The sequence below is a fragment of the Pseudomonas putida genome, from assembly GCF_022627325.1.
Lineage (GTDB): Bacteria > Pseudomonadota > Gammaproteobacteria > Pseudomonadales > Pseudomonadaceae > Aquipseudomonas > Aquipseudomonas putida_X.
The window spans coordinates 128,554-151,874 of record NZ_JAETZZ010000015.1 but is presented as its reverse complement, the minus strand read 5'-3'; the positions used below and the strand labels follow the sequence as shown (position 1 = coordinate 151,874).

22 protein-coding genes are annotated in these 23,321 nt (G+C 62.0%); 4 read left to right on the top strand and 18 right to left on the bottom strand.

Annotated features, from left to right (window positions below):
* Positions 1 to 164: 164 nt before the first annotated feature.
* The 4 genes from cysN to JNA92_RS22020 all read right to left on the bottom strand — a co-directional run bounded on the left by cysN (position 165) and on the right by JNA92_RS22020 (position 4,465).
* A complete protein-coding gene (gene cysN, locus JNA92_RS22035; protein ID WP_241806641.1) occupies positions 165 to 2,066 on the bottom strand; it encodes a sulfate adenylyltransferase subunit CysN in 1,902 nt (633 codons plus the stop codon).
* Between the two features lie 53 nt (positions 2,067 to 2,119).
* Positions 2,120 to 2,461: a four helix bundle protein gene (locus JNA92_RS22030; RefSeq protein ID WP_241806640.1), complete on the bottom strand. Its 342-nt coding sequence runs from the start codon at positions 2,459 to 2,461 to the stop codon at positions 2,120 to 2,122.
* Positions 2,462 to 2,564: 103 nt separating this feature from the next.
* Positions 2,565 to 3,482 (bottom strand): sulfate adenylyltransferase subunit CysD, encoded by a 918-nt coding sequence (gene cysD, locus JNA92_RS22025; RefSeq protein ID WP_054884652.1) that lies wholly within the window; start codon positions 3,480 to 3,482, stop codon positions 2,565 to 2,567.
* Positions 3,483 to 3,706: 224 nt separating this feature from the next.
* Entirely contained in the window at positions 3,707 to 4,465 is a 759-nt protein-coding gene (locus JNA92_RS22020) for a Nif3-like dinuclear metal center hexameric protein (RefSeq protein WP_241806639.1), read from the bottom strand.
* Positions 4,466 to 4,623: 158 nt separating this feature from the next.
* Here JNA92_RS22020 and algW point away from each other — a divergent pair, with 158 nt between their 5' ends.
* Positions 4,624 to 5,787: a Do family serine endopeptidase AlgW gene (algW, locus tag JNA92_RS22015; RefSeq protein WP_241806638.1), complete on the top strand. Its 1,164-nt coding sequence runs from the start codon at positions 4,624 to 4,626 to the stop codon at positions 5,785 to 5,787.
* A 127-nt stretch (positions 5,788 to 5,914) separates the two neighbouring features.
* Here algW and JNA92_RS22010 read toward each other — a convergent pair whose 3' ends face one another.
* The 4 genes from JNA92_RS22010 to JNA92_RS21995 all read right to left on the bottom strand — a co-directional run bounded on the left by JNA92_RS22010 (position 5,915) and on the right by JNA92_RS21995 (position 10,072).
* A complete protein-coding gene (locus JNA92_RS22010; protein WP_054899237.1) occupies positions 5,915 to 6,679 on the bottom strand; it encodes an amino acid ABC transporter ATP-binding protein in 765 nt (254 codons plus the stop codon).
* A gap of 10 nt (positions 6,680 to 6,689) precedes the next feature.
* Positions 6,690 to 7,787, bottom strand: coding sequence for an amino acid ABC transporter permease (locus JNA92_RS22005; RefSeq protein ID WP_241806637.1), 1,098 nt, complete (start codon positions 7,785 to 7,787; stop codon positions 6,690 to 6,692).
* 10 nt (positions 7,788 to 7,797) lie between these two features.
* Positions 7,798 to 8,976, bottom strand: coding sequence for an amino acid ABC transporter permease (locus JNA92_RS22000; RefSeq protein ID WP_241806636.1), 1,179 nt, complete (start codon positions 8,974 to 8,976; stop codon positions 7,798 to 7,800).
* A 67-nt stretch (positions 8,977 to 9,043) separates the two neighbouring features.
* On the bottom strand, positions 9,044 to 10,072 hold the full coding sequence (locus tag JNA92_RS21995) for an amino acid ABC transporter substrate-binding protein (RefSeq protein WP_241806635.1): 1,029 nt from the start codon (positions 10,070 to 10,072) through the stop codon (positions 9,044 to 9,046).
* Between the two features lie 330 nt (positions 10,073 to 10,402).
* On the opposite strand from JNA92_RS21995, the gene JNA92_RS21990 reads away from it, so the two are divergent.
* Both JNA92_RS21990 and rhlB read left to right on the top strand, forming a co-directional pair.
* Positions 10,403 to 11,059: an alpha/beta hydrolase gene (locus JNA92_RS21990; RefSeq protein WP_241806634.1), complete on the top strand. Its 657-nt coding sequence runs from the start codon at positions 10,403 to 10,405 to the stop codon at positions 11,057 to 11,059.
* Positions 11,060 to 11,159: 100 nt separating this feature from the next.
* A complete protein-coding gene (gene rhlB, locus JNA92_RS21985; protein ID WP_241806633.1) occupies positions 11,160 to 12,611 on the top strand; it encodes an ATP-dependent RNA helicase RhlB in 1,452 nt (483 codons plus the stop codon).
* A gap of 277 nt (positions 12,612 to 12,888) precedes the next feature.
* Here the strand turns inward: rhlB and moaE are convergent, their stop codons facing one another.
* From moaE to JNA92_RS21960, 5 genes are all read right to left on the bottom strand, one after another.
* A complete protein-coding gene (gene moaE, locus JNA92_RS21980) occupies positions 12,889 to 13,335 on the bottom strand; it encodes a molybdopterin synthase catalytic subunit MoaE (RefSeq protein WP_241806632.1) in 447 nt (148 codons plus the stop codon).
* Positions 13,336 to 13,337: 2 nt separating this feature from the next.
* A complete protein-coding gene (moaD, locus tag JNA92_RS21975; RefSeq protein ID WP_241806631.1) occupies positions 13,338 to 13,583 on the bottom strand; it encodes a molybdopterin converting factor subunit 1 in 246 nt (81 codons plus the stop codon).
* Positions 13,583 to 14,053 carry a cyclic pyranopterin monophosphate synthase MoaC gene (gene moaC, locus JNA92_RS21970; protein ID WP_241806630.1) on the bottom strand — a complete coding sequence of 157 codons (471 nt, stop codon included), beginning with the start codon at positions 14,051 to 14,053 and terminating at the stop codon, positions 13,583 to 13,585. Before moaC ends, moaD begins: the two co-directional genes overlap by 1 nt.
* 95 nt (positions 14,054 to 14,148) lie before the next feature.
* A complete protein-coding gene (locus JNA92_RS21965; RefSeq protein WP_241806629.1) occupies positions 14,149 to 15,543 on the bottom strand; it encodes a PhoH family protein in 1,395 nt (464 codons plus the stop codon).
* Between the two features lie 281 nt (positions 15,544 to 15,824).
* Positions 15,825 to 16,952, bottom strand: a complete 1,128-nt coding sequence (locus JNA92_RS21960; RefSeq protein WP_241806628.1) for a polysaccharide deacetylase family protein — start codon at positions 16,950 to 16,952, stop codon at positions 15,825 to 15,827.
* 136 nt (positions 16,953 to 17,088) lie between these two features.
* On the opposite strand from JNA92_RS21960, the gene yaaA reads away from it, so the two are divergent.
* Entirely contained in the window at positions 17,089 to 17,868 is a 780-nt protein-coding gene (gene yaaA, locus JNA92_RS21955) for a peroxide stress protein YaaA (RefSeq protein WP_241806627.1), read from the top strand.
* Positions 17,869 to 17,938: 70 nt separating this feature from the next.
* On the opposite strand, the gene JNA92_RS21950 is transcribed toward yaaA, so the two are convergent.
* The 5 genes from JNA92_RS21950 to JNA92_RS21930 are packed head-to-tail and all read right to left on the bottom strand — an operon-like array spanning position 17,939 to position 23,223.
* Positions 17,939 to 19,156, bottom strand: a complete 1,218-nt coding sequence (locus JNA92_RS21950) for an efflux RND transporter periplasmic adaptor subunit (RefSeq protein WP_241806626.1) — start codon at positions 19,154 to 19,156, stop codon at positions 17,939 to 17,941.
* Positions 19,149 to 20,612 (bottom strand): TolC family protein, encoded by a 1,464-nt coding sequence (locus tag JNA92_RS21945; RefSeq protein ID WP_241806625.1) that lies wholly within the window; start codon positions 20,610 to 20,612, stop codon positions 19,149 to 19,151. Before JNA92_RS21945 ends, JNA92_RS21950 begins: the two co-directional genes overlap by 8 nt.
* Entirely contained in the window at positions 20,605 to 21,789 is a 1,185-nt protein-coding gene (locus tag JNA92_RS21940) for an ABC transporter permease (protein WP_241806624.1), read from the bottom strand. The genes JNA92_RS21945 and JNA92_RS21940 overlap by 8 nt, the downstream gene beginning before the upstream one ends.
* Positions 21,767 to 22,432, bottom strand: coding sequence for an ABC transporter ATP-binding protein (locus JNA92_RS21935; RefSeq protein WP_241806623.1), 666 nt, complete (start codon positions 22,430 to 22,432; stop codon positions 21,767 to 21,769). Before JNA92_RS21935 ends, JNA92_RS21940 begins: the two co-directional genes overlap by 23 nt.
* The gene (locus tag JNA92_RS21930; RefSeq protein WP_241806622.1) at positions 22,429 to 23,223 is read right to left on the bottom strand and encodes a hypothetical protein; all 795 of its coding nucleotides are present in this window, start codon (positions 23,221 to 23,223) and stop codon (positions 22,429 to 22,431) included. The genes JNA92_RS21935 and JNA92_RS21930 overlap by 4 nt, the downstream gene beginning before the upstream one ends.
* Positions 23,224 to 23,321 lie beyond the last annotated feature (98 nt).

The following is a 23,321-nucleotide window of genomic DNA, read 5'->3' as shown; positions in this document are numbered from 1 at the left end:
GCCTCTGGCTAACACTTCCCCTTGCCGGGTGTGTAGAGGACTTTCACCTCCAAGTCACCCACTCGGCCACCACAGCCAAGCGGGTTGCGCTGACGCGCAACGCGCCATGCCTGGCGCACAACAAAAAACCCCGCCGAAGCGGGGTTTTTCACAAGCAGCAATGCTTAGATAGCGCCACGCTGGCGCAGCACATCCAGCACCTGCTTCACGCCTTCTTCAACACTGGTGTTCTGGGTATCGATCACCAGGTCGGCATCCAGCGGCACATCGAACGGGAAGCTCTCACCCGGGATGTTGTCGCCACCGGCAGCGTACAGGCCCTGCGGGTCGCGCTCACGGCAGGCCAACGGCGAGGCCTGAACGTAAACGGTCACCAGGCGCTCTTTGCCGATCAGGGCCTTGGCCTGTTCGCGGCCTTCGGCATCCGGGGCCACGAACGCAGCCAGGGTCAGCAGGCCGGCTTCGTTGAACTGGCGCGCCACATGGGCGGCGCGGCGCCAGTTTTCGGTACGACCGGCGCGGTCTTGCGGCAGGCCCTTGTTCAGGTCGTGGCGCAGGTTCTGGCCATCGAGCACGTACACCGCACGGCCCATGTCGAACAGCTTACGCTCCACGGCATAGGCCAGGGTGCTCTTGCCGGCGCCGGACAGGCCGCTGAACAGCACGGTGGCTGGCTGCTGGCCAAAACGCAGGGCGCGCTCTTCGGTAGATACGTGGGCCTGCTTGCCATGCTGGCCGGTGCTGCCGTGCGGCAGAACAGGCGGGGCGATGATCATGCCGGCGCCGACGGTGCCGTTGGTCAGGCGGTCGATGACGATGAACGCACCGGTGGTGCGGTTGCTGTCATAGCCGTCCAGGGCGATGGCGCTGTCCAGCGACACCTTGACGCGACCGATCTCGTTCAGCTGCAGCGCGCTGGCTGCATCTTTTTCGAGGGTGTTCACATCCACCTTGTGGGTGATGCTGGCAATCGAGCCCGGCACGTAGCTGGTGGCGCGCTTGATGTCGTATTTCTTGCCCGGCAGCATCGGTTCTTCGGCCATCCATACCAGCATGGCGTCGAACTGGTCGGTCACCGGTGGGACGTTGTCGGCATGTACCAGCAGGTCGCCACGGGAGATGTCGATCTCGTCTTCCATGGTCAGGGTCACGGCCTGGCCTGGGCCGGCGTTCTCCAGTTCACCTTCGTAGGTGACGATGGACTTGACCCGGCTGCTCTTGCCCGAGGGCAGCACGACGATTTCGTCGCCCTTGTGTACCACGCCGCTGGCGAGGGTGCCGGCGAAGCCGCGGAAGTTCAGGTTCGGGCGGTTGACGTACTGCACCGGGAAACGCAGGTCGGTGAAGTTGCGGTCGGCCGCGACCTCGACGGTTTCGAGGATTTCCATCAGCGCAGGGCCGGTGTACCACGGCGAACGCTCGCTGCGGTTGACCACGTTGTCGCCCTTGAGCGCAGACATCGGCACGAAGTGCAGGCTGCTCGGGGTCAGGTTGATGGCATCGGCGAACTTCAGGTAGTCGGCCTTGATTGCCTCGAAGACGCCTTCATCGAAGCCTTTGAGGTCCATCTTGTTGACCGCGACGACGATGTGCTTGATGCCCAGCAACGAAGCGATGTAGCTGTGCCGGCGGGTCTGGGTCTGCACGCCGTAGCGGGCATCGACCAGAATGATCGCCAGGTCACAGGTGGACGCGCCGGTGGCCATGTTGCGGGTGTACTGCTCGTGGCCTGGGGTGTCGGCGATGATGAACTTGCGCTTGGCGGTGGAGAAATAGCGGTAGGCGACATCGATGGTGATGCCTTGCTCACGCTCGGCCTGCAGGCCATCGACCAGCAGCGCCAGGTCGACTTCTTCGCCGGTGGTGCCGGACTTCTTCGAATCACGGGTGATGGCCTCGAGGTGGTCCTCGTAGATCATCTTCGAATCGTGCAGCAAGCGCCCGATCAGGGTGCTCTTGCCGTCATCCACGTTGCCGCAGGTGAGGAAACGCAGCAGTTCTTTACGCTCGTGCTGAGCCAGGTAGGCGAGGATGTCCTCGCTGATCAGATCGGATTGGTGACTCATTGCATTCAAGCTCCAAGCTGTAAGCTTCAAGCAGCAAGCTTGTCGGCATACAGCTAGTTAGAAATTTTGTTGATCAACCCTGCAAGCATTTTGGAGAGCTCGCGGGTTTCGTTAATCCAGTCGTTAGCCAATTCAGCGGGCAGGTAACCTATTTCACCGGCGATGATCAGTTGCGTACGCAGCTCCGCGCTGGAGGCTTTCGCTACGCTGAGAAACCAGACCTTCTCTCGCCATCCTCTACGCTCCATCCCCTCAGCAATATTGGAGGGTATTGAAACAGCTGAGCGTGTGATCTGAGATCGGAACCCAAAATCTCGGCATTCGGCAAAAGCCCGATATATCTCGACCGCTAAGCACTTGCTTCTCTGCCAAACCAGTAACTTCTCAAAATCCACTGCGAGCACTCCCTTTGCGCCGCAGAGCAGGCGGCAGTCCGCAAATTTCAGAAGCTAACGCGTTTCGCTTCTTTCTTGCAGCTTGCCGCTTGTAACTTGAAGCTTAGAAGTAGCCCTGACGTTTCTTGTCTTCCATGGAGCCAGCGCCATCGTGGTCAATGACTCGGCCCTGGCGCTCGGAAGTGCGCGTCAGGAGCATTTCCTGAATGATGTCGGTGAGCGTTTCGGCTTCCGACTCGACAGCACCCGTGAGCGGGTAGCAACCGAGGGTACGGAAACGCACCTTCTTCTTGACGATGCGCGCTTTCTCTTCCTCGGAGAGGTGCTCGAGGATGCGGTCGTCGTCGATCATGATCAGGGTGCCGTTCTTCTCGATGACTTCACGCTCGGCAGCGAAGTACAGCGGCACGATCGGGATGCCTTCGAGGTAGATGTACTGCCAGATGTCCAGCTCGGTCCAGTTCGACAGCGGGAACACGCGGATCGACTCGCCTTTGTTGACCTTGCCGTTGTAGACGTTCCACAGCTCTGGGCGCTGGTTCTTCGGGTCCCAGCGGTGCTTGCTGTCACGGAACGAGTAGACACGCTCTTTGGCACGCGATTTTTCTTCGTCGCGGCGGGCACCACCGAAAGCGGCGTCGAAACCATGCTTGTCCAAAGCCTGCTTGAGGCCTTGCGTTTTCATGATGTCGGTGTGCTTGGAGCTGCCATGGGTGAACGGGTTGATGCCCTGCGCCACACCTTCAGGGTTGACGTGGGTGATCAGCTCCAGGCCCATTTCCTCGACCATCTTGTCGCGGAAGCGGTACATCTCCTGGAATTTCCACTGGGTGTCGACGTGCATCACCGGGAACGGCAGCTTGCCTGGGAAGAAGGCTTTGCGTGCCAGGTGCAGCATCACGGCGGAATCCTTGCCGATCGAGTAGAGCATCACCGGGTTGTCGAACTCGGCGGCCACCTCGCGGATGATGTGGATGCTTTCCGCCTCCAGCTGTTTCAAGTGCGTCAGTTTGTCGACCATGGCTACTCACGTAAAACGATCTTATGGACGGCCTTCGGGCCGTGTTCGAGCGAGCCACTTTATCACAGCGGCTGATTCTATTTAGGCGCCTGACTAGATCGAAAAGGTCTAACGATATGACTGGGGGTTTGGCTATCGAAGGGCCGCTCTGCGGCCCCTTTCGCCGGCAAACCGACGCCCATGCACTGGAGGCCCGCTTGCCCGCGATTGGGCCGAAGATGGCCTCAGATCGGGTTCGGGCAATCGATGAACAGGTGCTCCAGGGCAAAGCGCCGGGCCAGGTAGTCGCCCAGCGCCTGCACGCCGTAACGCTCGGTGGCATGGTGCCCGGCGGCAATGAAGCTCACGCCATTTTCGCGGGCACTGTGGTAGGTCTGTTCGGACGCCTCACCACTGATGAACACGTCCACCCCCGCCGCGATCGCCGTATCGATATAGCCCTGCCCTCCGCCGGTACACCAGCCGACGCGACGGATCACCTGGTCACCCTCGACCAGCAGCGGCTCACGCCCCGTGACCTCCTGCACACGGCGGGCGAAATCGCGCGCCGTCACAGGCTCGGCCAGCGAACCTACCAGCCCGACCACCTTGGGGTTATTCGGGTCCAGCGGCCCTTCGACAGTGATATCCAGTTGGCGGGCCAGTTGCACGTTGTTGCCGACTTCAGGGTGCACATCCAGCGGCAGATGGAAGGCCAACAGGCTGATGTCGTGCTTGAGCAGGGTTTTCAAGCGGCGCTGCTTGATCCCCGTGATGCACGGGTTCTCGCCCTTCCAGAAATAACCGTGGTGCACCAGTACCAGGTCGGCCTGTGCCTCGACTGCGGCATCGAGCAGTGCCTGGCTGGCGGTGACGCCGCTGACGATGCGGCTGACCTGCGGACGGCCTTCGACTTGCAGGCCATTGGGGCAGTAATCCTGGATTTTCGCGCTACCCAGGTAACGCTCGGCTTCTTCAACCAGGGTGTCAAGGGCGACGGCCATGGAAAATCTCCTCGAAATCTGCACGTTCAACGGGAACAACGCCCGTATAATGGCCGCCATTATGGGCCGTCGCCGGCGTTGGGGAAACCGGTGTATGATCGCGCGCGTTCGCGCTCCGCCGCGCCACCATGGCCCTCGCCCACTCCCAGGATTCGTTCATGTTCAAGGCTTTGCGTTATTTTGGCTGGCCCCTGCTCACCGGCATACTGATCGCCATACTGATCATTCAGCGCTTCCCGCAGTGGGTCGGCCTGCCCAGCCAGGATGTAAACCTGCAACAAGCGCCACAGACCACGCAGATCATGCAAGGCCCGGTGTCCTATGCCGACGCCGTCACCCTCGCCGCCCCCGCCGTGGTCAACCTGTACACCACCAAGGTGGTGAACAAGAGCGCCCACCCGCTGTTCGAAGACCCGCAGTTCCGCCGCTTCTTCGGCGACAACCTGCCCAAGCAGCGGCGCTGGGAGTCGAGCCTGGGCTCGGCGGTGATCATGAGCCCCGAAGGCTATCTGCTGACCAACAACCACGTCACCAGCGGCGCCGACCAGATCGTCGTGGCCCTCAAAGACGGCCGCGAAACCCTGGCACGGGTGATCGGCAGCGACCCCGAAACCGATCTGGCAGTCTTGAAGATCGACCTCAAGAGCCTGCCGGCAATCACCATCGGCCGCTCCGACACCATCCACATCGGTGACGTCACCTTGGCCATCGGCAACCCCTTCGGCGTCGGCCAGACCGTTACCATGGGCATCATCAGCGCCACTGGCCGCAACCAGCTGGGGCTGAACAACTACGAAGACTTCATCCAGACTGACGCAGCGATCAACCCGGGCAACTCCGGCGGCGCACTGGTCGATGCCAACGGCAACCTGGTCGGCATCAATACGGCGATCTTCTCCAAATCTGGCGGTTCACAGGGCATCGGCTTCGCCATCCCGGTCAAACTGGCACTGGAGGTGATGAAGTCGATCGTCGAGCATGGCCAGGTGATTCGTGGCTGGCTGGGTATCGAAGTTCAGCCGCTGAGCCAGGAACTGGCCGAATCGTATGGCATGCAGGGCCGCCCCGGTATCGTTGTCGCGGGCATTTTCCGCGATGGCCCGGCGCAGAAGGCCGGGTTGCAACTCGGTGACGTGATCCTGAGCATCAATGGCGAGCCGGCCGGTGACGGGCGCAAGTCGATGAACCAGGTGGCGCGGATCAAGCCGAACGAGAAAATCACCATCGAGGTGATGCGTAACGGTCAGCAGCTGAAGCTGATCGCCGAGGTGGGCCTGCGGCCGCCACCTGCTCCGGCAGCTGCCCCAGAAGAAGCGAAATAACAGAAGGGCTGCTCTGCAGCCCATCGCCGGCCAGCCGGCTGCCACAAGTGCTGCGCCTATCCTGCGCGCGGCGCCGTACCTGTGGGCCGGCTGGCCGGCGATGGGCCGCAGCGCGGCCCCAATTGCCTCAATGCAGGATCTGGCTGAGGAACAGCTTGGTACGGTCACTGCGCGGCCGGTCGAAGAAATCATCAGGCGCAGCCTGCTCCACGATCTCCCCCTTATCCATGAAGATCACCCGGTTCGCCACGGTGCGGGCAAAGCCCATTTCGTGAGTCACGCAGAGCATGGTCATGCCGTCCTCGGCCAGGCCAACCATGGTGTCGAGCACTTCCTTGACCATTTCCGGGTCGAGCGCCGAGGTCGGCTCGTCGAACAGCATGATCTTCGGCTTCATGCACAGCGCCCGGGCAATCGCCACGCGCTGCTGCTGGCCACCGGACAACTGCCCCGGGAACTTGTGCGCCTGCTCCGGGATGCGTACCCGCTCCAGATAGTGCATGGCGATTTCCTCGGCCTTGCGCCGCGGCATCTTGCGCACCCACATGGGCGCCAGGGTGCAGTTTTCCAGGATGGTCAGGTGCGGGAACAGGTTGAAGTGCTGGAACACCATGCCCACCTCACGGCGGATCGCCTCGATCTGCTTGAGGTCGTTGGTCAGCTCCACACCATCGACCACGATGCGCCCCTGCTGGTGTTCTTCCAGGCGGTTGAGGCAGCGGATGGTGGTGGACTTGCCCGAGCCGGACGGCCCGCACAGCACGATACGCTCACCCTGGCGCACGTTCAGGTTGATGTCCTTCAGCACATGGAACTGGCCGTACCACTTGTTGACGCCCTGCATCTGGATGATGCCTTCTGGGCCGGCAGGCTGCTTGATCGCTTCACTCATTTCGAAACTCCTAACGCTTGTGGCCAGTGTCCAGCTTGCGCTCCAGGTGCATGGAGTAGCGGGACATACCGAAACAGAAGATCCAGAACACCAGGGCTGCGAACACATAGCCCTCGGTGGCCATGCCCAGCCACGCCGGGTCGGCGGCAGCCTGCTTGACGCTATTGAGCAGGTCGAACAGGCCGATGATGATGACCAGGCTGGTGTCCTTGAACAGGGCGATGAAGGTATTGACGATGCCAGGGATCACCAGCTTCAACGCCTGCGGCAGGATCACCAGGCCCATCGAACGCCAGTAGCCCAGGCCCATCGCGGCAGCGGCCTCATATTGCCCCTTGGGGATGGCCTGCAGGCCACCGCGCACCACCTCGGCGATGTACGCCGACTGGAACAGGATCACGCCGATCATGGCCCGCAGCAGCTTGTCGAAACTCATGCCTTCGGGCAGGAACAACGGCAGCATCACCGACGACATGAACAGCACGGTGATCAACGGCACCCCACGCCAGAACTCGATGAAGGTCACGCAGACCACCTTCACCGCCGGCATCCGTGAACGCCGCCCCAAGGCCAGCAGGATGCCCAGCGGCAAGGCGCCCACGATACCCACCGTGGCGATGACCAGGGTCAGCATCAGCCCGCCCCACTGGCTGGTCGGCACGCTTGCCAGGCCAAGGTATCCGCCATGTAGCAGCGTGTAGGCCAGGATCGGATACACCACCAGAAAGCCCAGGCCGTAGACGGCCTTGCGCGGGAAACGCTTGATGAACAGCGGCGCGGCGCCCAGCACGGCAAGCCATACGGTCAGGTCCACGCGCCAGCGCAACTCCACCGGATAGTAGCCGTACATGAACTGGCCAAAGCGCTGCTGGATGAACACCCAGCAGGCGCCCTCCTTGGTGCAGTCGGCGCGCGTGGTGCCGACCCAGTTGGCGTCGATCAACGCCCACTGCAGCAGCGGCGGCACGATCAGCCATATCAGGTACACGGCGAACAGGGTCAGCAGGGTGTTGATCCAGCTGGAGAAAAGGTTTGCCCGCATCCATGCGAGCACGCCGACGGTCTTGACCGGTGGCGGCATGTCAGGTTTGAAAACATGGGCATTCACGGGCGTATCCTCACCGCTCGATCAGCGCAATGCGCTTGTTGTACCAGTTCATCAGCAGCGAAATGCTGATGCTGATGGCGAGATAGACACTCATGGTGATGGCGATCACCTCGATGGCCTGGCCGGTCTGGTTGAGTACGGTACCGGCGAACAGCGAGACCATCTCTGGGTAGCCGATGCCGGCCGCCAGCGACGAGTTCTTCGCCAGGTTCAGGTACTGGCTGGTCAGCGGCGGAATGATCACCCGCAGTGCCTGGGGGATGATCACCTTGCGCAGCGTCGGGCCTTCGCGCAGCCCGAGCGAACGGGCGGCTTCGGTCTGGCCATGGCTGACCGAACGGATGCCCGAGCGCACGATTTCGGCGATGAACGCGGCGGTGTAGATGGTCAGTGCCAAGGTCAGCGCAAGCAGTTCCGGAATCAGGACCCACCCGCCAACGAAGTTGAAACCTTTGAGCTGCGGGTTTTCCCAATGCACAGGGCTGCCGAACAGCACCGCACACAGGCCTGGGATCACCAGGAACAGGGCAAGCCCTGCCCAGAACTTGTGGAACGGTTCGCCGGTTTCGTTGAAGCGTTTGTTGGCGTAACGCACCATCGCCATGATTGCCACGATCGCCAGCACCAGGGCGGCGACGAATGGCCAGAAGCCTTCGGCCATGGTAGCGCCGGGCATGTTCAGGCCACGGTTGCTGATGAAGAAGGCATCGTCGAAGCTGATGCTGCCCCGTGGCCCCGGCAGGGTCAGAAACACGGCGAAATACCAGAACAGGATCTGCAGCAGCGGCGGGATGTTGCGGAATGTCTCGACGTACACCGTCGCCAGCTTATTGATCATCCAGTTCGGTGACAGGCGAGCCACACCGATGATGAACCCCAGGATCGTTGCCAGGATGACGCCGATGAAGGTAACCAGCAGGGTATTGAGCAAGCCGATCACGAACACGCGTGCATAGCTGTCGGACTCCACGTAGGGAATCAGATGCTGGGCGATGCCAAAGCCGGCACTGCGGTCGAGGAAGTCGAAACCGGACGTGATGCCCCGGTGTTGCAGGTTGGTCTGCGTGTTGTGGAACAGGTACCAGCCCAGACCCACCACGAAGATGATCGTGAGGATCTGGAACAACCACGCGCGCACACGTGGATCGCTCAGGGTCAGCCCCTTTTGTGCGCCGATTTGATTTTGCATGAAGTGCCCCGGACAGTAGGGATTCGAACAGCCTGCGGCGGCGGAATGCCGCCGCAGGGTGCAGCCATCAGCGCACAGGTGGCGCGTACTGGATGCCGCCGTTGTTCCACAGGGCGTTCATGCCACGGTCGATCTTCAAGTCAGTGCTCTGGCCCAGGTTCTTCTCGAACACCTCGCCATAGTTACCCACTTGCTTGACGATCTGTACTACCCAGTCTTTGGGCAGCTTGAGGTCTTTGCCGTACTCACCATCGGCACCCAGCAGGCGGGCGACGTCAGGATTTTTGGTGCCTTTGGCTTCAGCCTCGACATTCTTCGAGGTGACGCCAGCCTCTTCGGCGTTGAGCATGGCGAACAGGGTCCACTTGACGATGCTGAACCACTCCTCGTCGCCCTTGCGTACCACCGGGCCCAGCGGCTCCTTGGAGATGGTTTCCGGCAGCACCACGTAGTCGGTCGGGCCGGCCAGCTTGGAACGCTGGGCGAACAGCTGCGACTTGTCCGAGGTCAGCACGTCGCAACGGCCAGACTCCAGCGATTTGGCACTTTCGTCGGAGGTATCGAAGGTGATCGGGGTGTACTTCAGGCCGTTGGCGCGGAAGTAGTCGGAGACGTTCAGCTCAGTGGTGGTACCGGCCTGGATGCAGATGGTCGCGCCATCGAGCTCCTTGGCACTGGAAACACCCAGCTTCTTGTTGACCAGAAAGCCAACGCCGTCATAGTAGGTGACGCCCGTGAACACCAGGCCCATGCCGGCATCGCGCGAGCTGGTCCAGGTGGTGTTGCGCGACAGCACGTCGACTTCGCCGGACTGCAGCGCAGTGAAGCGTTCCTTGGCGTTGAGCTGGCTGAACTTGACCTTGGTGGCATCGCCGAACACGGCGGCGGCCACGGCGCGGCAGACATCGGCGTCGATACCGATGATCTTGCCCTGCGCATCAGGAACCGAGAAGCCTGGAAGACCGTCGCTCACGCCACACTGGACGAAGCCCTTCTTCTTGACCGCGTCGAGGGTGGCGCCGGCCTGGGCATTGCTCACGGCGCCCAGCGCGGCAGCAGCGGTGAGGACTGCCAGGGTGGTTTTCAACATCTTCATTCACAACCTCCAAATCGCTCTTGTTGTACGAGCCGGAATTGCACCGCACCCTTATGAGGCGCATCCGACCCTGGTTGGCTTGTTATTGGGTCAATGGCGCAATGGGCTGTTCTATGACAGCCTTCGCGTGTCAAGGGTGTTACCGTACCGGCCCGACCCTTGCATCACAGGTTTCATAGCAAGGGGCGTACCATAGTTGGCGGCTAAAGCGTTTAAGCGCTCGTCAAGTAGGGAAAGTTGTATCGTTGCGACATTCTTTTTCCGACAATCATTTCCAGCGCCTTCTTTTTGCGCATGCCTTCATACGATTCGCACACTTTCGGAGCAGTCATGACCCACCCGTTGATTCTCGAACCCCAGAAAACCGCAGATGCCTGTGTGATCTGGTTGCACGGCCTGGGCGCCGACCGTTACGACTTCCTACCGGTTGCCGAATTCATGCAGGAACGTCTGCTGAGCACGCGGTTCGTCATGCCCCAGGCGCCGACCCGGCCAGTCACCATCAACGGCGGCTATGCCATGCCCAGCTGGTACGACATCAAGGCCATGACCCCGGCCCGCGCCATCGACGAAGCGCAGCTGGAAGAATCGGCCGACCAGATCATTGCCCTTATCGAAGCCGAACGGGCCAAAGGCATCGACCTGACGCGGATCATCCTGGCCGGTTTCTCCCAAGGGGGCGCGGTCGTGCTGCACACCGCTTATATAAAGTGGCAAGAAGCGCTGGGCGGTGTGATCGCACTGTCGACCTATGCACCGACCTTCAACGACACCCATCAGCTGAGCGCCTGTCAGCAACGCACCCCGGCCCTGTGCCTGCATGGGGTGCACGACCCGGTGGTGATCCCGTCCATGGGCCGCACCGCTTTCGAGTACCTGAACACCTGGGGCGTGGCCGCACGCTGGCAGGAATACCCAATGGAGCACGAGGTGGTGGTGGCAGAGCTGAGCGATATCCACGACTGGCTGAGCACGCAACTGCAATAGTCAGGCTCTCTTGTAGTTGTGGGCGCATTCCGCTACGCCGCGCCCAGATCTTGCATTACACTGCCCGGCGTACATTCCTTAATCAGTTGATGAGACGATCGTGCTCAAGGCACTCAAGAAAATATTCGGCAAGGGAGACGCGGCACCTCAGGCCGTCGCTCCTGCTGCCAGCATCACGCCGCCTGCGGCGCACGTAGCTCAGCCCGAGCCGCAGCCCTCCACGCCGCGCACCGAAGCCGCCGCCAAGGCTCCATTGCCTGTCGCCGCGGCCAAAGCCGAGCCGCCGGCCAAGGACAAGCCCCGTCGCGAACGCAAGCCCAAACCCCAGGCCAGCCTCTGGAAGCCTGAAGACTTCGTGGTCGAACCACAGGAAGGCAAGACCCGCTTCCACGATTTCAAGCTCTCCAACGAGCTCATGCACGCCATCCATGACCTGGGCTTTCCTTACTGCACGCCGATCCAGGCCCAGGTATTGGGTTACACCCTGCGCGGGCAGGACGCCATTGGCCGCGCGCAGACCGGCACCGGCAAGACCGCCGCGTTCCTCATCTCGATCATCTCTCAGCTGCAGCAGACGCCGCCGCCCAAAGAGCGCTACATGGGCGAGCCGCGTGCGCTTATCATCGCGCCTACCCGCGAGCTGGTGGTACAGATCGCCAAGGACGCCGCCGCGCTGACCAAATACACCGGCCTGAACGTCATGACTTTCGTCGGCGGCATGGACTTCGACAAGCAGCTCAAGGCGCTGGAAGCACGCCACTGCGACATCCTGGTGGCCACCCCTGGCCGCCTGCTGGACTTCAACCAGCGCGGCGATGTGCATCTGGACATGGTCGAGGTGATGGTGCTGGACGAAGCCGACCGTATGCTCGACATGGGTTTCATCCCACAGGTGCGGCAGATCATCCGTCAGACCCCACCCAAGAGCGAGCGCCAGACCCTGCTGTTCTCTGCCACCTTCACCGACGACGTGATGAACCTGGCCAAGCAGTGGACCACCAACCCTGCGATCGTCGAGATCGAGCCGGAGAATGTCGCCAGCGAAACCGTCGAACAGCACGTCTACGCGGTGGCGGGCAGCGACAAGTACAAGCTGTTGTACAACCTGGTGACCCAGAACAAGTGGGAGCGGGTGATGGTGTTCGCCAACCGCAAGGACGAAGTGCGGCGTATCGAGGAGAAACTGGTACGCGACGGTATCAATGCCGCCCAGCTGTCGGGCGACGTGCCGCAGCACAAGCGCATACGTACCCTGGAAAGTTTCCGCGAAGGCCGGATCACCGTGCTGGTGGCCACCGACGTGGCGGGGCGAGGCATTCACATCGACGGCATCAGCCATGTGATCAACTTCACCCTGCCGGAAGACCCGGATGACTACGTGCACCGTATCGGCCGTACGGGCCGTGCCGGCACCAATGGTGTGTCGATCAGCTTTGCCGGTGAGGATGATTCATATCAGTTGCCTGCGATCGAGACGCTGCTGGGGCGCAAGATCAAGTGCGAGATGCCGCCGGACGAGCTGCTCAAGCCGGTGCCGCGCAAGCATCATTGAGGGGTGGGGACAAAGCCGGCTTGCCGGCGCTGGGCCGCAAAGCGGACCCAGATGCCCGCTGGCCCCGTCGCGCGCGCTCGGGCTATTACAGGTCTGCTATGGGGCTGCTGCGCAGCCCATCGCCGGCAAGCCGGCTCCCACCACGACCGCGCAGTTCTTCAGGCCTGCGCTTTACCTGTGGAGGCAATGGTCTTGCTCAACTTCTAAAAGCTGGCGAGATCCCTGTGGGCCGGCTTGCCGGCGATCCGGGGCAAAGCCCCGGCCAATCGATCAGGCCTTACCAGCGCCCCGCCGCATCCTGATCACTCTGCCGGCCTTCGACCCACCGCGGCCCCTCCTGGGTATTTTCCTTCTTCCAGAACGGCGCACGGGTCTTCAGGTAATCCATGATGAAATTGCAGGCATCGAAGGCCGCCTGCCGATGGGCACTGGCCACACCGACGAACACGATCGGCTCCCCAGGCTCCAGCGCACCAATGCGATGCAGCACTTCAACCTTCAGCAACGGCCAGCGCTGCTCGGCCTCGACCACGATCTTCGCCAACGCCTTCTCGGTCATGCCAGGGTAATGCTCCAGGAACATCCCAGCCACGTCCCGGCCATCATTGAAATCGCGCACGTAACCGACGAACCCGACCACCGCGCCCACGCCGACATTGGCGGCATGCATGGCATTGACCTCAGCCCCGGGGTCGAACGCACCGTCCTGCACTCGCACAGCCATGCTCAGCCTCCGGTTACCGGTGGGAAGAACGCCACCTCATCGCCCGCTTCCAGCGGCTCATCGAGCTTGCACAGCTCTTCGTTGCGCGCGCACATCAGGTTTTGCTCGGCCAGGACCTGGTACTGCCCACCCTTGGCCACCAAGGCTTGGCGTACATCGTCGAGCACCTTGAAGTCACCTTCCAGGCGCTCGGCATCCACCCCGAGCAATTCGCGGTAACGGGCGAAATACATCACTTTGATGTTCATCACGCATCCGCCTTGTAGTGGCCGCTCTTTCCGCCGAGCTTCTCCAGCAAGCGCACCTGCTCGATCACCATGCCCTTGTCCACCGCCTTGCACATATCGTAGATCGTCAGTGCGGCAACGCTGGCCGCGGTCAGCGCTTCCATTTCCACGCCGGTCTGCCCGGCCAGCTTGCAGCGTGCGAGGATACGCACCGCATCCACGCCCTCGGCGCTCAGCTCGACCTTGACGCTGGTGAGCATCAGCGGGTGGCACAGCGGGATCAGGTCGCTGGTCTTCTTCGCTGCCTGAATGCCGGCGATACGCGCCACGGCGAACACATCGCCCTTGGGATGCTCACCCTCGACGATCATCTGCAAGGTCTGCGGCAACATGCGCACGCGCGCCTCAGCGGTGGCCTCGCGCTCGGTCACGGCCTTTTCAGTGACGTCGACCATGTTGGCCCGCCCCTGGGAATCAAGATGTGTCAGCACTGCTCTGCTCCTGTGAAGGGAACACAGAGTGTAAACCTGTGGGTCAGGTTTGAGCAGTGGAAAAAACCGGGCGGCGCACCGCCCGGTTCGAGAGGCTACAGATGCGACTCGGCGTACTCGGCCAGCACCGAGCGCGGTACACCTTGCAGGGTGATGTGCACACCGTGGGGGAAGTCCTTGAAACGCTCGGTCAGGTAGGTCAGGCCCGAACTGGTCGCGGACAGGTAGGGGGTGTCGATCTGCGCCAGGTTGCCCAGGCAGACCACCTTGGAACCGGAACCGGCACGGGTGATGATGGTTTTCATCTGGTGCGGCGTCAGGTTCTGGCACTCGTCGATCAGGATCAGGCTCTGCTGGAAGCTGCGACCCCGGATGTAGTTCAGTGATTTGAACTGCAGGGGGACCCGCTCGAGGATGTATTCGACACTGCCGTGGGTGCTTTCATCATCCATGTGCAACGCTTCGAGGTTGTCGGTGATCGCGCCCAGCCAAGGCTCCATCTTCTCGGCTTCGGTGCCCGGCAAAAAGCCGATTTCCTGGTCCAGCCCCTGCACGCTGCGGGTGGCGATGATCCGGCGGTAACGTTTGCTGACCATGGTCTGCTCGATGGCCGCCGCCAACGCCAGGATGGTTTTGCCAGAGCCGGCGGCGCCGGTCAGGTTGACCAGGTGGATATCCGGGTCGAGCAGCGCGAACAGCGCCAGGCTTTGATGGATATCCCGCGGTTTGAGGCCCCAGGCCTCCTGGTGCAACAGTGGCTCCTGGTGCAAGTCGAGCAGCAGCAGCTCATCGTTGCGGATGCCCTTGATCCAACCCACGAACCCCTGCTCATCGATGATGAACTCGTTGACATGCACCGCCGGCAGGTTGTCGATCAGTTGCACACGATGCCAGGTTCGTCCCCGCTCCTGACGGGTATCGACCTTGCTGACACGGTCCCAGAACGAACCGGTGACCGAGTGGTAGCCCTTGGAAAGTAGCGAAACGTCATCGACCAGCTGGTCGGTACTGTAGTCTTCGGCCGCGATGCCACAGGCCCGCGCCTTGAGGCGCATGTTGATGTCTTTGGTGACCAGCACCACGTCCAGGTCGGCACGTTTGGCCCGAAGCTCCAGCAACTGGTTGATGATGATGTTGTCGTTGAGGTTCTCCGGCAGCAGCCGGTTGGGTTCGCTGCGGGGGCTCATCAGGATCGATAGAAAGCCCTTTGGCCCGCCCTTGCCACGTTGGATCGGCACGCCCTGCTCGACATCGTTGGGCGATGCGTCACCGAGGGTCTGGTCGATCAGGCGGATGGCCTGGCGACATTCGGCGGCGATGGTGTGTTTCCCGGTCTTGAGCTTGTCGAGTTCCTCCAGCACCGTCATCGGCAGGGCGACGTGGTGCTCCTCGAAGTTGAGAAGTGCGTTGGGGTCGTGAATCAGGACGTTGGTATCGAGCACATAGAGGATTGGCTTGCTGGAGGAAGGGTTGCGTCCTTGGTCATCCATACTCGGTCACCTTATGTCGAAGCCACACGGCGCGGTCTGCTGCGCCGCAGAGTGACTGCCGTTCTTCCCGTATCCGCGTCGCTACGGGCGGGAAGTGAACCTGGCAAGGTGGGCTTGGATGACGCCACCTGTGCTGCAGGAATCGGCTGTCTGGTTTCTTCATACCGCAAAAAGCATGACTAAAAAAAGCATTTTTACGCGTTGGTGAAGTTTATTTTTCCGAATGACGAACAGGACTTGGCGATGGCCCCATACGGGACTACAGTCAGAAGTCAGACCCGTTATTCCTGATCGCCGTATTCACGGCAATCCTCCCAGCCAATGCCGCTTTGCGCGGTATGTTCCAGTAACCATTGCACCGCCGGCTGCGCCTTGGGCAGGCTGTCATGGAACTGGATCACCCCCTTGCGCCACAGCAGCATCAAGGTCACCACCCGCTGGGCCGAGGCTTGGGCTGTCAACGGGCCGTCATCCTGTGCGTCGATATCCCACAGCGACACCCGCAACTGCAGGCTGGCCATGAATGCCTCGCCATCGGCCCGGCGCTGACCATAGGGCGGGCGGAACAACGGCACGTACTGCTCAGGCAGGTCGGCCTGGATCCGCGCCTGGCTGCGCCTGAGCGAATCCTGCCAGCCGTTCCACTGGGCATGCGAGCGATACTCCCACCCCTGAAGCCCCACGCACTGGCCATCATAGAGCTGCCCCAGCGCATTGGCCGCTCCAGCGTCACGCCGCTGCTGCAGGCGGTTGCCCAACACAAAGAAGGTGCCCTGCATCTTCTGTTTGCGCAGGTAATCGGTCAGCGTGTCGGTCGTGCTGCCCTGGGGGCCGGGCCCACCCACGAAGGTCAGCAGGAACATGCGGTCGTTAAGCTCATCGCCGCTGCGCTCACGGTTGGACAGGCGTTCGACCTCGCTGGTGATCTGCGGCAACAGCGCCGCCTTGCGCAGTTGCTCATCCAGGTAGCGCACATGGAACTGGTGGCTCGGTTCGACCCAGCCGGTATAGAAGGTGCCGACATCGGCGGCGAAGGTCGCAGCCTTCGTGCGCAAATCGGCCATGGACTCCACCAGGTAGCAGAACGAGGCATCCTGCTCGCAGCTGCGTTGGGCTTGCTGGTAGCCCTGCCACAGCCGCTGCCACAGGCGCGCCCGCAGCGCCCGCACCTTCTGCAGGTTGATCTGCCGCAAACCCAGACGCGCGGCCAGCGCCTGGTCGTCGAGCAGCTCACTTTCGTGCAGCACTTGGGCAAACGACAGGATCTCGGCGCGCGAGGCGACATCGAACAACGCTGGCGTGTCCAACTGTTCGGGCCACAGGCTGCGGTCCAGGCTGGCGGGGGGAATAGGGGCGGCGTGGGCGGCCAGGCTCAAGAGTGAGGCCAGCAAGACACCGGCAATGCGCACGATCGATCTCTCCGTCACAGCGAAAGGCGCACTATAGCGCCTGCTCATCCGATGGTCTGTGACTATTGTCGCCATAGTTTGGCGTTCCCCTGCTTCAATCCGTAGAATCCCGGCAACGATTCCAGGAGCCGACCCGATGCTGACGGTGATTTCCCCCGCCAAGACCCTCGATTACGACACCCCTGCGGTGACCGAGCGTTTTACCCTGCCCCAGTACTTGGACGATTCCCAGGCGCTGATTGTGCAACTGCGTGAGCTGTCACCGGCACAGATCAGCGAGCTGATGCACCTGTCGGACAAACTCGCCGGCCTCAACGCCGCTCGCTTTGGCAGCTGGACGCCAGACTTCACGCCGGAAAACGCCAAGCAGGCCCTGCTGGCTTTCAAGGGCGATGTGTATACCGGGCTGGACGCCGAAACCCTGAGCGAAGACGACTTCACCTACGCCCAGCAGCACCTGCGCATGCTCTCCGGCCTGTACGGCCTGCTGCGTCCGCTCGACCTGATGCAGCCTTACCGCCTGGAAATGGGTACCAAGCTGGCCAATGCCCGTGGCAAGGACCTGTATGCCTTCTGGGGCACGCGTATCAGCCAATGGCTGAACCAGGCGCTGACCGAGCAGGGTGATGACCTGCTGTTGAACCTGGCCAGCAACGAGTATTTCAGCGCGGTGAAACGCAGCGCCCTCCAAGGCCGGGTAATCAACGTCGACTTCAAGGACCTGAAGAACGGCCAGTACAAGATCATCAGTTTCTACGCCAAAAAAGCCCGTGGCATGATGAGCCGCTTCGTGATCCAAGAGCGGGTCAACGACCCCCAGCAGCTCAAGCAGTTCGACGTACAGGGCTACTACTACAGCGCCGAACAGTCCAAGCCTGATCACCTGGTGTTCTTGCGCGACCATCCGGCCGAGTGAGTGCCTGCACCACCGCCAGGCACCTGAGCCCTGAAGCAGTGACCGATGAAGGGGCCGCACAGCGGCCCTTTTACGGCATGCGCACATAACCCGCCGACAGCCCCAGCACCTCGACCCCCTGCGCTACCGCCCTACCAGCGGTAACCGGCACCTTGCGCCCCTGCCGATCACCCCCAGCCCGGTAAACCACGTAAGCCTGCCCCGCCTCGTCCACCTGCAGCGCCTCTGCCGGTACCGCAATGCTCTGCTCCGATCTATGGGCGATCACGGTCAACTGCGCTGTCATCCCCAGGCGCAACAACGGTGTCGACGCGTCCCTCGGCGTCTGCAAGGCCACCTGCACGTCGTACCAGGCCCCCTGCCCTTCATCGTTCCTGGCCTGCAGGGCAATCCGTTGCACCTGCCCGGCAAGTGGCTGACCGGCGATGATGACCTCGACCTGCAGCCCTTCGCGCAGCCTGTTCAGGTCATGCTCCTGGACTGCGGCCAGCACCTGCAGCAGGTCAAGGTCAACCAGCGTCAGCAATGGCGCGCCCTGGCTCACTCGCTGGCCCGGTTGCAGGTGCCGTGAGGCACCGCCACCTTGGTGGTCGGCACGCACCACCAAGGCCGCGAAAGGCGCCCTGACCACCCTACGCTCACGCTGTGCCAGCAAGGCCTGCCAGCGGGTGTGGGTGTTAGCCAGCTCCATCTGTGCAATACGCAGTTCATCGCCTTGCCCGCGTTCGCGCACCAGGCCCAGCTCCTGTTCGGCATCTTGCAGTGCCTCGCGCTGAGCGGCTACCTGCTGCGCCAGGCTGTCGACCTCGACTCGGGCGACAATCCCCCGCTCGAACAGGCGCCGGGTGTCTGCCAGCGCAGCCTCGCTGGCTACCAGAGCCGCCCGGGCGCCAAACATCGCGCGGCGCGCTCGGGCCACCTGCGGCCCGCTTTCCCAACCCTGCAGCAGCCGCACGCTGGTCCGCGCCTTGAGCCACTCGGCCTCTGCCTGGCGTATCTGGATATCCAGTTGGGCGGTATCGAGCCTGAACAGTGGCTGGCCTGGAGCCACCCGTTGGCCCGGCTCCACCTGTACTTCGGCGATCACGCCGTCGAATGGCGCAGCCTGGATCTGCTGGTGGACCGCCTGCACCCTGCCGACCAGGCCCAGTCGGCTTTCCAGGCACTGTGGCTCAACCCACAGCCATCGCGCCTCGATAACCTGCCCCTGGCTGGCAGGCCAGGCTTGCCACAGGAGCAACGCTGCCAGGCACGCCAGCAGCCACAACAGCAACCGCCAGCTAATCATTGAGCGCCACCGCCCAGCTTTGCAGCGTGGTACCCAATATCCGGTCGAGTTCAGCCTGGCCATTGAGGTAGGCAATTCTGGCATCCAGTTCGACGCTCTGTGCATTGCGCAAATCGCTCTCGAAGCTGAGCACCTGGAAATTGCTCGAGCGCCCGACGGCGAGCTTTTCCTGCTCTATCTCCAGTTTGCGCTGCGATAGCGACAGCGCCCGTGCGGCAATTTCCAGCTGGCGCCAGCGCACCTGGGTATCGCGCACGGCGGTCAACACCTCGCGCTGGAGCTGCTGGTGCGCCTCTGCCAGGCTGACCTGCTGACGTTCCACAGCCACGCGGGCACGCACTTCGGCCTGACGCCGGCTCAGGTCTCCAAGCGGTATTTGCAGCTCCAGCCCCACATAGTGCTCCCAGCTAACCTGGTTACCGGGGCGCTGGCGCGTCTGGCTGGCCCCGCCGACCAGCGACACGTCCCACAACTGCTCATTGCGCGCCACCTGCAGATCGATCAACGCCTGCTCACCCGTGATCACTTGCATCAGATACGCAGGTTGCAGCGATTCGGCCCGGGTCAGAGCCTGCGCAGTATCGACCTGCAAGCGCTGGACGTGGCCTTTTTCCACTGCCCGCAAAGGGGTGGCAAGGTCCACTGCCAAGACCTGAGCCAACGCCAGCCGACTTGCGTGGAGCTGATTACGGCTGCTTTCGAGGGCCAACTCCTGCCCAGCCACCTCGGCTTCGGCCTGAACCTTGTCGAATGCAGCCATGCGCCCCGCCGCGATCAGCGCGTGGTTCACCTTCACCAGTTGCCGGGCCCGAGCCAGCCCCTGCTGGGCAATGTGCAACTGCTCCTGGGCTTGAAGCAGTTCGCGATACTGCAAGATGGTACGCGTGATCACTTCGGCCACGCGGTCTTTGAGCACCAAGCGGTTCAATTGCTCGGCGAGTAACGCCTGGCGTAGCGGTGCACTGGCCACCTCGCGCCCGGCACCGCGCAGCAGCGGCTGTATCACCATCAGGTTGGCGCCATCGAGGTAGCGCGCGCCAGCCCTGTCGGTGCGTGTCTGGGCATACGCCCAATCCAGGCTCAGCCGTGTGCCGTAGGGCGTCAGCAGGCTTGCCGCCGGGGCGAGCTGGACCTCGCGGTAATGGTCATCACTGTTGCGATTGCCAAAGGTACGCGCCTTGAACGAGAGCTGTGGGGCATAGTGATCACGCGCCACGCGCAGGTCGAATTTCTGCGCGATGCGCTCAAGGTAAGCACTGCGGATGGCGCGGTTGTCCCGCAGGGCCAAGGCAACCGCATCGGCTAGCTCCAGCGATACCTCGGCCTCCCCGCTGGCCGCCCATGCAGTGGCCGACACCGCAAAGGCCTGGCCCGCACGAGACGGCTGCAGGGCATCTGCCGCCAGTACGGCTCCGCCCAGCAGCGCCAGGCACAGAAACACAGGCCACCTAGTCATCGCGCAATGCCAATACAGGTTGCAGGTGTGCCGCAGCCAGCGCCGGTTGCAAGCCAAAGAACAGGCCGAGCGACAACGCGCTGCCCATGCCCAGCCCTATCGATGACGCATCCAGCGCATAGCGCCAGCCTGATAGCAAGGCAAAGCCCCAACTGGCGGCCAGTCCCACCAGCGTGCCGAGCAACGCTCCGCCCCCTGCCAGCAACAGCGCTTCGAGCAGGAACAACCAGGCAATATCGCGGGTGCGTGCCCCCAGCGCCATGCGCACGCCGATTTCCCGACGGCGCTGCGCTACGCTCATCAGCATCACATTCATCACCCCGACCCCACCCAACAGCAATGCAATACCTGCAAAGCCGGCGAGCATCCACGTGAGCATCCGTGACTGGTTGGCCATCCCTTCGAGCAACTGCTGTGGCAGTTGCACATCGACCTCGTACCCAGGTAGTCGCGCAGCCAGATAATCAGTCAGCGTTTGTGCCGTGTCCGGCAACACGGCGACAGCATGGCCGCGTGCAAGCACCGTCCCCACCTCCGGCACAGCGCCCAGGCGACGCATACCCGGCAATGGCATCAACAGCGCGTCGTCGACCTGTATTGGCAGCATCGGGTTGTAGCCCCGATGCGCAAGCACGCCAACCACCTCGAACAGGTAGCGGCCCGACTGCAGTCGGTCGCCCACGCGTGCACCCAGTTGCCGGGCCAGCGTGGCCCCCAGCAACACGTGAGTGGTGTCATCGTCGTAGGCGGACAACAAGCGACCCTGACTGGCTTGCAAGTCCAGTACTTGCGCCAGTTGCAGCGTGCTTGCAGCGACCAGCGTCTCATGGCGCTTGCTTGCCAATTGCATTGTGGCCACAGAAACCAGCAAAGGCGCAGCCGCGCGAATGGACGCTGGCAATACAGACAGGTCCAGGGCCACCGGCGCAACAACTTCAGCAGGGCGTTGTAGGTTGGCGACCAGCAGATCACTGCCCATGCCTCGATACAGCTGCCGAGCATGTTGCGTGGCGCTGTGGCCGATATTGAGCAAGGCCACCAGCGCCGCGCAGCCCACCGCGATGCCGATAAGCGTCAGCCAGGCGCGGGGGCCTGCCTGCCGCAAGCTGGCCAACGCCTCGCTCAAGCGCTGTGGCCATGAAGGGCCATAGGCCTCAGGCATCAAAGGCCCCGCCATGGCGCACCTCGATGCAACGCTCCATGCGCTGCGCCATGGCAGGGTCGTGGGTGACCATCAGCAAGGTCACACCGCGCTCGCGATTGAGCGCCAGCAACAGCGCTGCAATGTCCTGGGCCGCGGTGCCATCGAGGTTGCCAGTCGGCTCATCGGCCAGCAGCAACGCAGGCTCTGTCACCAGCGCCCGGGCGATGGCGACCCGTTGCCGCTGGCCACCGGACAAGTCGGCTGGCAGAAGCTGCGCCCGCTGACCTAGCCCGACTGCCTCCAGTTGCTGCTGCGCAGCCTGGCGTGCCGCTACCCGCCCGATGCCCCGGTAACTCAATGGCAAAGCTACGTTGTCCAGCGCAGTCAGGCGCGGCAGCAGGTTGAAGCTCTGGAAGATGAAGCCCAGCAGGCGATTACGCATGATTGCCCGCTGGTCGGCGGTGGCTGCAGTCATGTCCCGGCCAGCCAGCACTATCTGGCCACGGCAAGGCTGGTCGAGCAGGCCGATCAGGTTGAGCAAGGTACTTTTGCCCGAGCCGGAAGGGCCGATGATGGCGCAGGTCTGGCCGCGGGGGATAGACAAAGAGACATCTTGCAGCACTGGTTGGCAGCCCAGAATGCGCGCGATACCGTTCACGCAGACTATCGGGTTCATGCCTTGGCCCCCCCATTCTCACCCTGAAAAGCAGCGTCGCTCTGCGGGTCGAGTGCTTTCGCTTGATCGCTTCGTGCAGATTTCCACTCCTTTGCCAACATGTCGATCAACGAAGTATCAAACTCCGGCTGCGGCACTTCATGCTGCGACAACTGCATCATGATATCGGCCTCATAGTTTCCATATTCGGCAACTTCAATGGGCGGTAGAGCATTATAAAAGTCCAGAATCTCATGCAACCCTTCATCAATTCGGCCCGTTCGCTGATACTCAGCATTCATCTTGCCGCTTATTGATTGCGCCCACTGGTTATGCTGGTCTGTTTTTTCGAACATTGCAGCGCGTCGCTCACTCACCGTGAAAGCCCCGCTTTCATCGTAAATGATCAGGCTTAGCTGCTCGCGACTAAAACCCTTGAATGGGTTGCTACCTTTGCCACTTGCAAAATCATTGGCTTGGCGCGCACGCGCCAGCAACTCATCATTATCCGAATCCGGTAGCTGTGAATCATAAAAGTCTTTTGCCAAAGAATATGACAGCCCTGCCAACCTATCAAGAATGCTGGCTGCAAGGTCTGCCAGCTCACTACGGGAGAGCTGGCTATCACGCAACGCCGCACGCTCGGCAGCAGCACTCAACTGTTTAGCCAGGCTCGAGATTTTTTCTTCGCCATTGCCCGTTTCGCTGTCTATTTTCTGCGCGTCTACAAGGCCAGATTCCTCTACACGCCTGACAGTTAGAGCCGTGCCAACTTGGCTTTTATATACCCCACGACCACTGACGCCATCCATATACATAACTCCTGGTGCTGATGCAGCACCCGCCTTTCGCACAAATACTCCAACTACACTTCGCCGGCGCATACCGGCAAAGTGCAGACTTTGAGAGG

Coding starts and splice junctions, on each gene's coding strand:
- moaE (WP_241806632.1), bottom strand. CDS start 13,335: ATGGCTGTGCGAGTGCAGGACGGTGCGTTCGACCCCGGGGCTGAGGTC.
- JNA92_RS22000 (WP_241806636.1), bottom strand. CDS start 8,976: ATGCAAAATCAAATCGGCGCACAAAAGGGGCTGACCCTGAGCGATCCA.
- JNA92_RS21935 (WP_241806623.1), bottom strand. CDS start 22,432: ATGAACCCGATAGTCTGCGTGAACGGTATCGCGCGCATTCTGGGCTGC.
- cysN (WP_241806641.1), bottom strand. CDS start 2,066: ATGAGTCACCAATCCGATCTGATCAGCGAGGACATCCTCGCCTACCTG.
- JNA92_RS21995 (WP_241806635.1), bottom strand. CDS start 10,072: ATGAAGATGTTGAAAACCACCCTGGCAGTCCTCACCGCTGCTGCCGCG.
- JNA92_RS21940 (WP_241806624.1), bottom strand. CDS start 21,789: ATGGCGGGGCCTTTGATGCCTGAGGCCTATGGCCCTTCATGGCCACAG.
- algW (WP_241806638.1), top strand. CDS start 4,624: ATGTTCAAGGCTTTGCGTTATTTTGGCTGGCCCCTGCTCACCGGCATA.
- moaD (WP_241806631.1), bottom strand. CDS start 13,583: ATGAACATCAAAGTGATGTATTTCGCCCGTTACCGCGAATTGCTCGGG.
- JNA92_RS21930 (WP_241806622.1), bottom strand. CDS start 23,223: ATGGATGGCGTCAGTGGTCGTGGGGTATATAAAAGCCAAGTTGGCACG.
- JNA92_RS21950 (WP_241806626.1), bottom strand. CDS start 19,156: ATGATTAGCTGGCGGTTGCTGTTGTGGCTGCTGGCGTGCCTGGCAGCG.
- yaaA (WP_241806627.1), top strand. CDS start 17,089: ATGCTGACGGTGATTTCCCCCGCCAAGACCCTCGATTACGACACCCCT.
- cysD (WP_054884652.1), bottom strand. CDS start 3,482: ATGGTCGACAAACTGACGCACTTGAAACAGCTGGAGGCGGAAAGCATC.
- JNA92_RS22020 (WP_241806639.1), bottom strand. CDS start 4,465: ATGGCCGTCGCCCTTGACACCCTGGTTGAAGAAGCCGAGCGTTACCTG.
- JNA92_RS21965 (WP_241806629.1), bottom strand. CDS start 15,543: ATGGATGACCAAGGACGCAACCCTTCCTCCAGCAAGCCAATCCTCTAT.
- JNA92_RS21990 (WP_241806634.1), top strand. CDS start 10,403: ATGACCCACCCGTTGATTCTCGAACCCCAGAAAACCGCAGATGCCTGT.
- JNA92_RS22010 (WP_054899237.1), bottom strand. CDS start 6,679: ATGAGTGAAGCGATCAAGCAGCCTGCCGGCCCAGAAGGCATCATCCAG.
- JNA92_RS21945 (WP_241806625.1), bottom strand. CDS start 20,612: ATGACTAGGTGGCCTGTGTTTCTGTGCCTGGCGCTGCTGGGCGGAGCC.